Below are 12,975 nucleotides of genomic sequence, written 5' to 3' on the forward strand. Positions count from 1 at the left end.
GATAAGAATTAAGGGGCAGAGGAAATAGATTTTGGAATAACAAATGAGTCTTTGATACTCATTAATAAAGCTTAAAACCCAATACGCTTGGGTTAAGGATAATCGTAATAGCACGTCAACCTTAAAACATTGGAAGTCGCAAACAAAACTATTTTATGATTACTCAACCCAACAAATTAAGCTTACCGCGCTAGTAGGTTGGGTTGAACGAAGTGAAACCCAACAATTAACGCTTGATGTTGGGTTTCGTTCCTCAACCCAACCTACGCAGGTTAAGGTTTTTATGGCTAACTGAACCGTATTGGCTGAGAACTCCTTTAATAAGTCTTTGATAGTCGTAGACAAGTATAAAAGTTTTACTCTTATCCCCCCTATCTCCCAATACTGCGTAGGTTTTGAGTCGATCCCCCGTTTTGGTTTTATACAAACTTGTGTAGGGACTAAGGGGGATCTCTGATGACTATGCGCCAAAGTATTGCCCTATCCCCTACGCCATAGCTTATGACTTCCGCAGAAAGAGATCCCAAATTTGAAAATATACTGATTTATCTCAGACAAAGCCGGGGATTTGATTTTACAGGCTATAAGCGATCAACTTTGATGCGTCGAGTTCGCAAGCGGATGCAGTTATTAACTATAGAAAACTTTGAAGAGTATTTAGACTACCTAGAAGTTGATCCAGAAGAATTCAATTATCTTTTCAACACTATCTTAATTAACGTCACCGCTTTTTTTCGAGATTCATCAGCTTGGGAATACCTAGCAGAGCAAATACTGCCTAATCTAATTAAAAATAAAAAAACTTCTGACCAAATACGCATTTGGAGTGCTGGCTGTGCTTCTGGGGAAGAAGCTTACACTTTAGCAATGTTGATGTCTGAAATATTGGGACCAGAGGAATTTCGCCAACGGGTGAAAATCTACGCCACAGATGTAGATGAAGATGCTCTCAATCAAGCTCGTCAAGCCATGTATTCAGCCAAAGATGTCCAGGCAGTATCAGATGAACTGCGGCAGAAATACTTTGAGATTGTCGGTAATCGCTATGTCTTCCGTCAAGACTTGCGACGCTCAGTGATTTTTGGTCGTCACGATCTGCTTCAAGATGCGCCCATTTCGCGCTTAGATTTGCTGGTTAGTCGCAATACATTAATGTATTTTAATTCTGAGACTCAAGCACGAATTCTAGCCCGATTTCATTTTGCCTTAAATGATAATGGCTATCTGTTTTTAGGGAAAGCAGAGATGCTATTGATGCATTCTAGTCTGTTTACCCCAATAGACTTAAAAAACCGGATATTTACTAAAGTATCGTCGGTGAATATACGCGATCGCCTTCTAGTTATGGCAAATTCAGTAGATGACGAATCTAGCAGCCGTGTGTCTCGACATTTGCGGCTGCGAGACATGGGTTTCGACACATCACCAATCGCCCAAGTAGTCATTGATATCAATGGCGCTTTGGTACTGGTGAACGAGCAGGCGCGGACTTTGTTTACCCTTTCCCCTAAAGATTTAGCTCGTCCTTTCCAGGATCTAGAACTTTCCTATCGACCGGTTGAATTGCGATCGCTAATTGAACGTGCTTATACTGAACGCCGCCCAATTACCCTAACAAATGTAGAGCGCTATTTGTCTAACACAGAAACCCAATATTTGGATGTGCGAATTACGCCTTTGCCAGAAACAGACACCAGCTTTTTAGGTGTTAGCATCGCCTTTCATGATGTCACCCGTTACATTAAACTCCAAGATGCCTTGCAACGCTCCCAACAGGAATTAGAAACCACTAACGAAGAACTCCAATCTACCAATGAAGAATTAGAAACCACTAACGAAGAACTTCAATCTACCAATGAAGAATTAGAAACTACCAACGAAGAACTCCAATCTACTAATGAAGAATTGGAGACGATGAATGAAGAACTCCAATCTACTAATGAAGAATTACAGACAATTAATAACGAACTAAGTGAACGCACCACAGAACTTAATCGTACAAACATTTTCCTAATCTCTATTCTCAGAAGTCTCCAAACTGGAATAGTGGTAATTGACGGCAGTTTTAACATCTTAATTTGGAATTACATGGTAGAGGATTTATGGGGACTGCGAACTAATGAAGTTCTAGGAAAGTCTATCTTCAGCCTAGATATTGGGCTACCTGTTGAGCAGTTGCGATCGCCCATTCGCGACTCCCTATCTGGTAAAAAACAATTTCAAGAAATGATCCTTGATGCTACCAATCGTCGAGGCAGGCAAATAAAATGTTACTTGGCAATCACTCCGTTGCTTGGCATAGAAATACAAGGAGCAGTTTTGATGATGGCAGATGTAGAGAGAGTCCATAGTATGATTTCTAATCAAGAAATGGAGGAACGGCGGCAGCAGGAATGAAAAAGGTAGGGGGCAGGGGGAGAAAAAACTTGATTTTCTGAGGAGAAACCCCGCAAAGTTTCTTTGGTGGACTATTAGTTTAAACTATGAAAAAATCCAAAATCCAAAATCCAAAATTGATTGACCCTGTGCTTACTCAGTTACCAACTATCAACGCCCTGAAACAGCCCACTAGTTCTGCTTGGGTTGAACAAGCGATCGCTAACTTAGACATCATCTTACTCGACCACTCCCACTGTGAACGCAAAGCAGCAGGTGTGGCTTTGAATATGATGTTTCGCTACCCTTCCAATACTAAAATGGTGCGGGAACTAACTGCGATCGCCCGCGAGGAACTAGAACACTTTGAGCTAGTTAACCAATGGTTAGAACGTCGGAATATTCCCTTAGCCCCCTTACCGCCACCTCCTTACGGCGCAGGTTTAAAAGCTAAAGTTCGCCCGAAAGAACCTGAACGATTTCTAGATTCCTTACTAGTCACTGGTTTAATTGAAGCTCGTTCTCACGAACGCCTCGGACTATTAGCTGCTCACTGTCCAGAGCCAGAGTTAGCAAAATTTTATCGGGGGCTAATGGCATCTGAAGCGCGTCACTACGGTATATATTGGGTTTTAGCTGCTACTTATTTCGACAGAGAAATTGTCATGCAACGGCTTGATGAATTAGCAATTGTCGAAAGCGAGTTGCTGGCGACTTTGCACTCAGAACCTAGAATTCACAGTTAGTAGACTAACCCAACAGATATGAAGCTTCAGCTAACACACCTGAGACTGCTTGTCTCCAACTACAAAGATTCTTTTCTGTTCTACCGGGATCTGCTGAAATTTGATGTCGATTGGGGCGATGAAGATAGCGGATATGCTGAGTTGAATACCGGATATCTCAAGCTCGGTTTGTTTAAAAAAGAATTAATGGCTGAAGTAGTTCCAAGAATAGAACAGCCTTCTTATGTTGCCAATCGAGATAAAACAGTCTTGATTTTTGCAGTCGATAACGTGGATGAAGTTTATGAGAGAGTAAAAAATCAGAATGCGATCGTTGTGACTGAACCACAAGATCGCTCAGACTGGGGAATCCGCACCGCTCATTTTCGCGATCCTGATGGCAATCTCATCGAAATTTACAGCAATCTAGGAATTGTCAGTTAAAATTTGGCTGTCAAAAACTATCCAATATCTGAACTACCAATTTGGCTATAAAACCAAGCTTAGTCGTAAAATTAGTGTCAGCGATCGCTACTATATCGCTGAATTATCCTTGCTAAAGAGGCAAGGGGAGGGGAATTATCTTCCCTTTCTCTTATCCCTTTATTGACACCTTGAGATTATCGTTTGAAATGAACTCTGCAAGAATTGCTATTTGCTGGGTAAATTGGGATATAGAACCAGAAAATTTTCTGTGTAAACTTGACCAGCAGATGGTAATGAAAAACTATTATCAAGATTTTATAATTCGTGATTGGGTCGCAAGCGATCGCACAAGAGCCGCAGAAGTCATCAGTTATGTATTATCAGAATACGGTCTGGGTTGGGAACCCAACGGCGCTGACCGAGATGTGCTGCGAGTCGAGGAATGTTATTTAGCTACTGGGGGAGAGTTTTGGGTAATTGAACACCAAAGCCAGTTAGTAGGAACTGGGGCATACTACCCCATACATCGGGGTGAAAAAGCTGTAGAAATCCGCAAAATGTATCTTTTGCCCAGCATCAGGGGTTTGGGATTAGGGAAATATTTGTTACAACAGCTAGAAGCAGCGATCGCAGAGCGTGGTTTTGGGCAAATTTGGATTGAAACCGCCAGTGTTTTGGTGGAAGCAGTCAAGCTGTATGAAAGCAATGGCTATACTCCAGCAACGGGAGTAGAAACAACACGCTGCGATCGCGTGTATTTTAAGTCATTGGTCATTGGTCATTAGTCATTGGTCACTTGTACTGAGCGTAGTCGAAGTATTGGTCATTAGCTAAGAACAAATGACAAAGGACAAAGGACAAATGACAAAGGAAAATTCTAAATGCACACTTGGATTAAAAATCTCACAGGCTTACTTAATCTTTTTCTCCAATCCCATTGCCCCTTATGTCAACGCGCAACTTCTCAAGAATTTTGTCAGAATTGCACCAGACAACTGCAAAAATGTCAACGTAAAGACCCGATTTCTCTATGGAAAGAGCCAATACCAGTATTTGGCTGGGGGGAGTATGGTGGCCCAGTGAAACGAGCGATCGCAGCGATGAAATACGAAAATCAACCCCAAATAGCTCGTCCTTTGGGTCAATGGTTAGGAGAAGCATGGTTATTAAATTCACCGAAGCGAGATAGCCAGCCTGTGGTGGTTCCCATTCCACTCCACCCTAGCAAGCAAAAGCAACGTAAATATAATCAAGCTGCACTAATAGCACAAAGCTTCTGCGAAATAACTGGATTAAAATTGAAACTAAACGGTCTAGCCAGAGTGCGAGAAACTGAAGCGCAATTTGGTTTATCGGTATCTAAACGAGAAAAAAACTTAGCTCAAGCTTTTGCTGTTGGGCAAGAATTTTGCGATCGCCCCCCAAATGTTCCTGTACTGTTAGTGGACGACATTTATACTACTGGTGCTACTGCCAGGTCTGCTGTGCAAACACTTCGTCAGTATGGAATAGTGGTCTTAGGATTAGTAGCAGTAGCCACTGCCGTCAAAGACGGATAAATCCAGAATTAATGGGCTAGATTGAACATATAAGCGCATAAATTGACCGAATTACTCTATTTTTGTGGAAAAAATTGCTTGAAATGTATGAATAAAGTTTTTGCGGCGGGTTTAAAACAACTCATGATTATTCCTGCCACATTGCTGGCAATAGGCGTAAGTACAAGCGCCGCTTTTGCCCAAAATAAGTTGTATAGTCCAATACCTTTATCTAACAGTACTGAAGTTAACGATAGCCTCTCAGATAAAGACATTCCCACAGGTCAAGGTGGGTTTGCTCGTGATTATACTGTGAAGTTACAAAAGGGCGATAATTTAGCAGTTGACCTATCATCTGAAAATTTTGACAGCATCATCACATTGCTGGCACCTGATGGATCGACTCTGGCAGAAAATGATGATGGCCCTGATGGTAGTAGCAATTCGCTACTATTTACCCGCATCGTAGAGACAGGGAATTATGTGATTCGTGTCCGGTCTTTTGGGGAAACTGGGGTTGGGGTTTTTAAACTCAAGGTGACAAAGCTGCAACCGATTAAATGAATTGGGAATTGGGAATTGGGCATTGGGCATGGAAAAGAGGCAGAGGGGCGGGGGGCAGGGGGAAAACTCTTCTCCCTTGCTCCCCTGCTCCCCTGCTTCCTTGTCTCCCTCATCCCCCGGTTGGTGAGCGAAGTCGAACCACATCCCCCTCATCTCCCTATTTCCCACATCTTAAAAAACGGTCAATACGCAGAGAAATAAGGCTTCAGTCCACTCGACGACTGCGCCGTAGGTATCTCCGGTGTGTCCGCCTAATTTGTGGTTGAACCATGCACCAGTTAGAGTGGCGATCGCACTTCCTGCAATTATCATTGCCAGTGCCAGAAATAATTGCTGTTTATCTATCAGCACAAGTAAACCACTCAAACCTAAGAGCAAAAACAATCCTGGTAACAAATCTTTGTAAGAACGAATGGCTTGTTTGTGAAATGCACCTTTGCCGGTTGGTTTCAAATAAGGATACCGCGCGATCGCTACCTGTTGTCCCCAACGTCCCCAGCCACAAGCAGCCATCAGTAACAAACAACGGTTTTCTGACATATCTGTTAAGGCTGTTATTTTAAGTAGCACTAAGGCGATCGCAGTCATTGCTCCAAATGCACCTGTAGCACTATCTGCCATCACCTCCAGCCGCCGATCTGGGTCGCCCACTGCTAAACCATCGGCAGTATCCATTGCCCCATCTAAGTGCAGTCCTCCAGTTATACCAATCCAAATACTGATTACCAAAGCACTACGAGTTAACACTGGCATCCCAAGATAATCCATTCCTATATCCAGTAACCCTAAAATTCCCCCAATTATCACCCCTACAAGCGAAGCAAGACGTGCCACTCCCTGAAAGTCTAATCCGTCAAAATACGGTAATGGAATACTAGTGTAAAATATAATACTAGCTGCCAGCTTTAACAGCAGCTTTTTCCACCACTGTTGCTGTTTCGTCATCGTAGTTACATTAATATTTGGTTAATTGCTGGATAATCATCATAATTTGACTACAATCGAACATCAGTACACTTTAAAGCTTTAGATAAGATTTACTTCTGTTAGAGATTATCACTTAAAATTTTGTTATGCTGGTCTAAGTATTGAATAAAAAGTTTTAAGTAATTTTTGATACAAAAAACAAATGATTCAGGAAATTAAAATTCCATCAGGAATCAAAAATTGTGTTTTGTATTCGTTAACTAAAAACTTACTCCAAATTGTTAGACGATTGCCCCACAAAATTGATATTTTTTTAAATGTAGGGAGTAAACAAGCTATTCAATTCTGACAGTTTAGCTCTGTTGTTGCTCTCCTTAGCTCAATCGCTATTTTCCTATGAGTCACCATCTACCCGACACCAGGATACCGGCTCCGTGCATTATTAACACGGGCATCATTGTGAATAAGCTCGACATCCGGCGATTGCTGGCAGATTTAGGTCGAGTCCACTACATCTACACCCAAGAAGATAAGGTACTGAGCGAGGGTGAAGGGGATGTGATGGAAGTTTTTGCTAATCCACAAAGGTCTACCTTAGTGGCTAACCATGCGCTATATTTGAATGTTTGTAGTTTCGATTACTTGGAACTCAAACAGTCATCGCAACAAGAAACTTACTTCGATTTGATGCAAGAAGGAGTGTGTCTGCGGTTGATTCCCCGCTCAACCCCCATCCAGGAGCGACGAGAGCGAACCTTCAATGTCAGCGCCATAGAAGCGATGATGGAGCAAGTCCTCTCAGCCAGATGGGATGCAGAAATTGACGATGACTGTTCTGATTCTTTCTAAAATAGCGACTACTATCCCAATTTGATGTAAGGCTGCGCTTTATTGATGTAGGGGCAATTCATGAATTGCCCCTACGTCGTATAGTTTTGCATAAGTCTTAATAGGCGCATCTTCAAAAATCTAAAATGGCATGAGTGCGAATTTTTCCTTTGAATGTCTTGCTCGCTGTAGTCAGACAAAAGCTAGAGCCGGAGTGTTTTTCACTCCTCACGGGGTTGTAGAAACCCCAAGATTTATGCCAGTGGGAACGCTGGCCAATGTCAAAACTATCACCCCAGCCCAGCTACGAGATACTGGGGCGCAAATGATCTTATCTAATACTTATCATCTTCACCTACAACCAGGGGAAGCGATCGTGGCTGGGGGTGGAGGATTACACAAATTTATGGGTTGGAACGGTCCAATGCTCACAGATTCCGGTGGGTTTCAGGTCTTCAGCTTAAGTGAGATGCGAAAAATTACTGAAGAAGGTGTAACTTTCCGCTCACCACATGATGGACGAATTATTAATTTGACACCAGAACGCTCCATTGAGATTCAAAATACTTTGGGGGCAGATGTGATTATGGCCTTTGATGAGTGTCCGCCCTACCCAGCGACTCATCAAGAGGTTGAAACTGCTACTGAACGAACTTATCGCTGGTTAGAACGCTGCATAACGGCTCATCAACACAGTGAGCAGGCTTTGTTTGGGATTGTGCAAGGGGGCGTGTATTTGGATTTGCGTTGCCGTGCGGCTGAAGCTTTGGCTAAGTTAGATTTACCTGGATATGCCATTGGTGGCGTGAGTGTGGGAGAACCGCCAGAATTGATGGCTCAGATTGTCAAAGTGACAGCACCGCTTCTACCGCCCGAAAAGCCACGTTATTTGATGGGTGTGGGTACTTATCGGGAAATGGCGATCGCGATCGCATCTGGGATAGATTTATTTGATTGCGTGATTCCCACTCGCTGGGCGAGACATGGAACGGCGATAGTTCAGGGCGGACGCTGGAATTTAAAAAATGCTAAGTTTCGTGAAGATTTTACGCCATTAGATGAAACTTGTACCTGCTACACTTGTCAAAATTTTAGCCGTGCTTACGTTTCTCATTTAGTGCGATCGCAGGAAATTTTAGCTTATACCTTGTTGAGCATTCACAACATTACCGAGCTAATTCGCTTTACCCAAAAGATTAGAGAAGCAATCTTGAGCGATCGCTTCACCACAGAATTTGGCCACTGGCTCAACGAAGAAACGCGAGATGAGGGAGATGAGGGAGAATAACTAATACTCAATGTCCAATGACAAATGACAAATGACCAAACCATGTTAAGATACTTTTCAATTATGAAAGCTAGTGTTGGATAGTTGGATTTAAACAAACATGGAAGCAGCACTTTTATTAGCAAAACTGCCTGAAGCTTACCAAATCTTCGATCCTTTGGTAGACGTTCTCCCAGTCATCCCTGTATTCTTCTTGTTGCTTGCTTTCGTTTGGCAAGCAGCCGTCGGATTTAGGTAAGTTAATCTATTTTTCAATTAAGTAGAACAGGTATATTACCTGTTCTATTTTTTTGTGGCACTACATTTTATAAAATTAACATTCGTTAATATTTTGTAATGTTTTAATATAATAAGTAAGATATGAATCAAGCCATGTCAATATGAAGCCTTGAAAGCCAAGCTTAGAGTCAGGGAGGAATCAGTTATGGGTAATATCAAATTCGTTAAAGAGAATAAAGAAGTAGTGGCGGCAGATGGAGCCAATCTTCGACTCAAAGCCATGCAAAATGACATTGATATATATAAATTTATTGGCAAGATGACCAATTGCGGTGGTAATGGTCAATGTGGCACTTGCATTGTTGAGATAGTCGAAGGACTAGAAAATCTTTCTCGCCGCACAGATGTAGAAAATCGTAAATTCAAGAAAAAGCCAGAAAATTACCGTCTTGCCTGTCAAACTTTAGTGAATGGCTCAGTCAGTGTAGTTACGAAGCCTTAAGTTTTTTGGGATCATCCGTGGTTAGCATTTGAGAAAGTAAAAAATTTGGGCTAACTCTGTCGTTGATAATGCTATCCTAATGTTGTTGACTGGAAAACTAAGAGAGGCTTTCTTGCCATGCAAGTTAATGACCTGGGGTTCGTAGCGAGCATTTTGTTCGTATTAGTTCCCACTGTGTTTTTACTAATTCTGTACATCCAAACTGCTAGCCGCCAAGGTGGAAAAGATAGTTAAGAATTTGTGTATAAAATAAATAACCCCTGCACTAGTACTGTGGGGGTTTTTATTTATCAACCGCTAACTGATAGCATTTCTGTAGAGGCAATTCATGAATTGCCCCTACAGTTTTATAGGCGCATCTTCAAACAAAAATAGTATAAGTGCTGAGTAGTAAGTAGGAAGTTACAATTATTTGTAAGACGCATTTCGACTTCGCTCAATGCTCTCTCCCTGAGAAGACGAGGGTTGAGCGGAGTCGAAACCCGGCAATCTAGGTGAGCTTTAATTTAGCCTTCCTACTTAGACAAAAAATCTTGCTTCTCTACTATTTTATTACAACAATTTTTATACTCAGCACTCTTGATTTAAGCGATCGTCCGCGCCAACAATACCGGACAAGTGGCATTGACTCGAACATAGTCAGACAAGGAAGATCCGATGAGTCGGTCTATATCAACAAAACTCTTAGCGATGGATGGACGACGATCTGGGGAACCGAGCAATAATAAATCTATATTCAACTCCTCTGCCAATCGACAAATTTCTTCACCAGGTTTGCCACTGCTGATATAAGAACGAGATTGGATACCCTGTTTTTGAGCTTCTGCAACTGCGGCTGCTAAAACTGGATTTTTATCTGAGTTAACCTCGGTTATTTCCGATTTTTTACCGCCTAAATCTGTACTAATATTTGCCAAAATTAACTGGCCTCCCTGAATATCTCGCAGTAAAAACAGTGCCAATTTCAAGCAGTTTTTTGCAGAATCAGAGTTGTCTATTGCCACCATAACGCGCTTAATTCTTTTAACATAAATGTCATCTTTTACCAGCAACATGGGGCGAGAAGATAGCTGGAAAACATACTGACTGACTGAGTTCGATAAAATAGATTGCAGTCGCTTCAGTCCGCGTGAACCCATAACAATCAAGTCAGCGTCGATTTCATCAGCTACTTGGCAAACTACATCTTTGGGGTCGCCTTCGCGCAAAATTGAAGAAACCTGACTAGGATCTAAGTTCAAAGTTTGAATGGCATTAGCCAGAATTTTACCGCCATTTTCCCATTTAGTTGTCATGGTAGAAGCAGTATTTTGTGCCTGAACAACATGCAAAATTGTAACTTTCGCAGATTCAATTGAAGGGATTTCTCTCAGGGTTTTGAGCATTTCTTCTGCGTGTCCCAATCCCGATACAGTCAACAAAATTTTGTTTATCATCTTGCGTAATTGTTTTTAAGTTTACTTTTGTTTTCGCTGTTATTATTTGGCTTAGGTCGGATTTTCACCGCCTCGCTTGATAACCTAGTTAGTATTGTTTTTGAATATTTAATACTAAACAAATGGCAAAGTACAAAATACTCAACAAATATTTAAGTTTGTTTGCACCTAGTTACTTAAATTCTCAACTAAACTTCAATTATTAAGCATACTCTCAATTGAGTCTGATGAACTTAATAAAATATGATGTTAGTTATCATTGTTAATCTATATTTACTTTTTTTAATTAGAAGTTAGTTAAGTATTGCAAAGAAATTTCCAAAATAACTCTTGAGGATAATTTATTTGCTGTAATGCTTAACAAGCGATCGCTTCCGGCTTGAAGTCATATTTCATACCATAAAGACCTCTCCCTGGTTTTACTACGCAAAACCGTCCCTCTCCGAGTCGGAGAGGGAGAGACTTGAACTTTAGTTGAAGTCAGGAAGAGGTTGTATCGAACTCACGTTAATTTAGATGCGCTCCTGGTTGTCCGTTTTGGACGACAAACGAAGCTAGAGTTTTGACGGAGGCATTCAAGTCAAGGATGCTTGATACAACGCGGTAGTCACTTTGCCAGCGTTGTGGGGTAAGGTTGCAACGGACGTATCCCCGGAAAGCACCGTCAAAAAACTTAGTATGGGGATTGTTGGGTAGAGCAGCTTGAACTGGAGCGATAAATGATGTGGGAAAGTCAGAGGTAATTGAGGTTCCGACGAACTCAGTGCCGACTGTGGCTGAGTTTGGGTTATCAAAATCAAGCTTCAGATCGTGTACCCAACTAGAATGGATATCTCCGGTAATCACCACTGGATTAGAAGGTTGGCGCTGGTTTAGAAAACTCAAGAGCCGATTACGGAAAGCCACGTAGCCGTCCCACTGATCCACATTGAAGACACCGGGGCCTGGACTACTATTAAAATTGTACTGGCCAAGCATGGTCTGTTGAGCAATTACATTCCAGCGCGATCGCGACTGATCTAAACCTTTTCGTAGCCACTGCTCTTGTTCTGAGCCGGTCATGGTAGCATTTGGATCAAAAGCTTCTGGGCAGCGAGGCTTCAGTCCATCATCACAAGGTTGGTTAGTACGGTACTGCCTCGTGTCTAAGACGTTGAACTCAGCTAAATTACCGAAAGTCAACCGCCGATAAAGCAGTGCATCTGGGCCCTTGGGCAGCGAAGACTGACGGAGGGGCATGTGTTCGTAGTAAGCCTGGTAAGCACTAGCTCGACGTTTCCTAAAAGCCTCTTCGGTTTGGTTATCTTCGGGGATTAAGTTGGCATAATTATTGTCAACTTCATGATCGTCCCAGGTGACAATCCAGGGAAAAGCAGCATGAGCAGCTTGGAGACTCTGGTCTGTTCTGTACAGGGCGTAGCGATCGCGGTAATCTGCAAGAGTAATGATTTCTGGACTGTTATGCTGGCGTGGCCCACCAGATTGTGGCCCGTATTCGTAAATGTAATCACCCAGATGAACCACAAGGTCGAGGTTTTCTTCAGCCAAATGCCGATAAGCCGTATAGTAACCATTTTGCCAGTCTTGACAGGAGACAAAAGCAAAGTTTAGTTGTTGGGTATAGCTATAAAATGCTGGTGCTGTGCGAGTCCGCCCAATGGGGCTAGCTTCCCTACCTGCTTGAAATTGATACCAGTACCAACGGTCAGGGTCTAACCCACGCACATCAACATGGACTGAGTGCGCTAACTCTGGTGTTGCTAGCGCTGTTCCTCGACGCACAACCCGTTTCATGTTTTCATCAAGGGCAACTTGCCACCGCACTGGCACATTTACCAATGGCATTCCACCTCCAGAAAGTGGATTTGGAGCCAGTCGTGTCCAGATCACAACACCATCCGGTAAAGGATCGCCAGAGGCAACACCAAGACTGAACGGATAACCAGAAAACCTTGAGTTAGCCAGTACCGGATGCAACTGGCTAGCGATTGTTAACCCCGTTAATAATCCTGCACCCAACAAAAAACTCCGCCGTCTGCACCGATTTGCTAGCAGGCGTGTGCTATCCATAAGTTCCATATTCACCTCTACCCAGATGTAAATACAGTTGGCAAACTTCGGGAGAGTCAGCTTTAAATAATTCGTA

Annotated in this window: 14 protein-coding genes; 11 read left to right on the forward strand and 3 right to left on the reverse strand. The window is 42.4% G+C overall.

What is annotated here, in order from left to right; genetic code table 11:
- Positions 1-501 precede the first annotated feature (501 nt).
- From HWQ36_RS07380 to HWQ36_RS07405, 6 genes are all read left to right on the forward strand, one after another.
- Complete coding sequence (locus HWQ36_RS07380) at positions 502-2,397, forward strand: CheR family methyltransferase (RefSeq protein ID WP_292699845.1); 1,896 nt, start codon at positions 502-504, stop codon at positions 2,395-2,397.
- 86 nt (positions 2,398-2,483) lie between these two features.
- Positions 2,484-3,122: a tRNA isopentenyl-2-thiomethyl-A-37 hydroxylase MiaE gene (miaE, locus tag HWQ36_RS07385; protein ID WP_292699848.1), complete on the forward strand. Its 639-nt coding sequence runs from the start codon at positions 2,484-2,486 to the stop codon at positions 3,120-3,122.
- A gap of 18 nt (positions 3,123-3,140) precedes the next feature.
- A complete protein-coding gene (locus HWQ36_RS07390) occupies positions 3,141-3,545 on the forward strand; it encodes a VOC family protein (RefSeq protein ID WP_292699850.1) in 405 nt (134 codons plus the stop codon).
- A 275-nt stretch (positions 3,546-3,820) separates the two neighbouring features.
- Complete coding sequence (locus HWQ36_RS07395) at positions 3,821-4,312, forward strand: GNAT family N-acetyltransferase (protein ID WP_193949681.1); 492 nt, start codon at positions 3,821-3,823, stop codon at positions 4,310-4,312.
- A 96-nt stretch (positions 4,313-4,408) separates the two neighbouring features.
- The gene (locus HWQ36_RS07400) at positions 4,409-5,086 is read left to right on the forward strand and encodes a ComF family protein (RefSeq protein ID WP_292699853.1); all 678 of its coding nucleotides are present in this window, start codon (positions 4,409-4,411) and stop codon (positions 5,084-5,086) included.
- A gap of 87 nt (positions 5,087-5,173) precedes the next feature.
- Positions 5,174-5,629, forward strand: a complete 456-nt coding sequence (locus tag HWQ36_RS07405) for a PPC domain-containing protein (RefSeq protein ID WP_292699856.1) — start codon at positions 5,174-5,176, stop codon at positions 5,627-5,629.
- Between the two features lie 171 nt (positions 5,630-5,800).
- Here HWQ36_RS07405 and cobS read toward each other — a convergent pair whose 3' ends face one another.
- Positions 5,801-6,574 carry an adenosylcobinamide-GDP ribazoletransferase gene (gene cobS / locus HWQ36_RS07410; protein ID WP_292699858.1) on the reverse strand — a complete coding sequence of 258 codons (774 nt, stop codon included), beginning with the start codon at positions 6,572-6,574 and terminating at the stop codon, positions 5,801-5,803.
- A 378-nt stretch (positions 6,575-6,952) separates the two neighbouring features.
- On the opposite strand from cobS, the gene HWQ36_RS07415 reads away from it, so the two are divergent.
- From HWQ36_RS07415 to psbM, 5 genes are all read left to right on the forward strand, one after another.
- Positions 6,953-7,405, forward strand: coding sequence for a hypothetical protein (locus HWQ36_RS07415; protein WP_012407086.1), 453 nt, complete (start codon positions 6,953-6,955; stop codon positions 7,403-7,405).
- Positions 7,406-7,535: 130 nt separating this feature from the next.
- Positions 7,536-8,672, forward strand: coding sequence for a tRNA guanosine(34) transglycosylase Tgt (gene tgt / locus HWQ36_RS07420; RefSeq protein ID WP_292699865.1), 1,137 nt, complete (start codon positions 7,536-7,538; stop codon positions 8,670-8,672).
- Positions 8,673-8,772: 100 nt separating this feature from the next.
- Entirely contained in the window at positions 8,773-8,910 is a 138-nt protein-coding gene (locus HWQ36_RS07425; protein WP_006195022.1) for a photosystem II reaction center protein K, read from the forward strand.
- 186 nt (positions 8,911-9,096) lie between these two features.
- Positions 9,097-9,393 carry a 2Fe-2S iron-sulfur cluster-binding protein gene (locus tag HWQ36_RS07430; protein ID WP_292700000.1) on the forward strand — a complete coding sequence of 99 codons (297 nt, stop codon included), beginning with the start codon at positions 9,097-9,099 and terminating at the stop codon, positions 9,391-9,393.
- A 117-nt stretch (positions 9,394-9,510) separates the two neighbouring features.
- Positions 9,511-9,627 carry a photosystem II reaction center protein PsbM gene (psbM, locus tag HWQ36_RS07435; RefSeq protein ID WP_012407089.1) on the forward strand — a complete coding sequence of 39 codons (117 nt, stop codon included), beginning with the start codon at positions 9,511-9,513 and terminating at the stop codon, positions 9,625-9,627.
- Between the two features lie 350 nt (positions 9,628-9,977).
- Here the strand turns inward: psbM and HWQ36_RS07440 are convergent, their stop codons facing one another.
- Together HWQ36_RS07440 and HWQ36_RS07445 are read right to left on the reverse strand one after the other, a co-directional pair.
- Positions 9,978-10,829 carry a universal stress protein gene (locus HWQ36_RS07440; protein WP_292700003.1) on the reverse strand — a complete coding sequence of 284 codons (852 nt, stop codon included), beginning with the start codon at positions 10,827-10,829 and terminating at the stop codon, positions 9,978-9,980.
- A 507-nt stretch (positions 10,830-11,336) separates the two neighbouring features.
- The gene (locus HWQ36_RS07445) at positions 11,337-12,908 is read right to left on the reverse strand and encodes an alkaline phosphatase (protein WP_292700006.1); all 1,572 of its coding nucleotides are present in this window, start codon (positions 12,906-12,908) and stop codon (positions 11,337-11,339) included.
- Positions 12,909-12,975 lie beyond the last annotated feature (67 nt).

Source organism: Nostoc sp. NMS2 (genome assembly GCF_017115105.1).
GTDB lineage: Bacteria > Cyanobacteriota > Cyanobacteriia > Cyanobacteriales > Nostocaceae > Nostoc.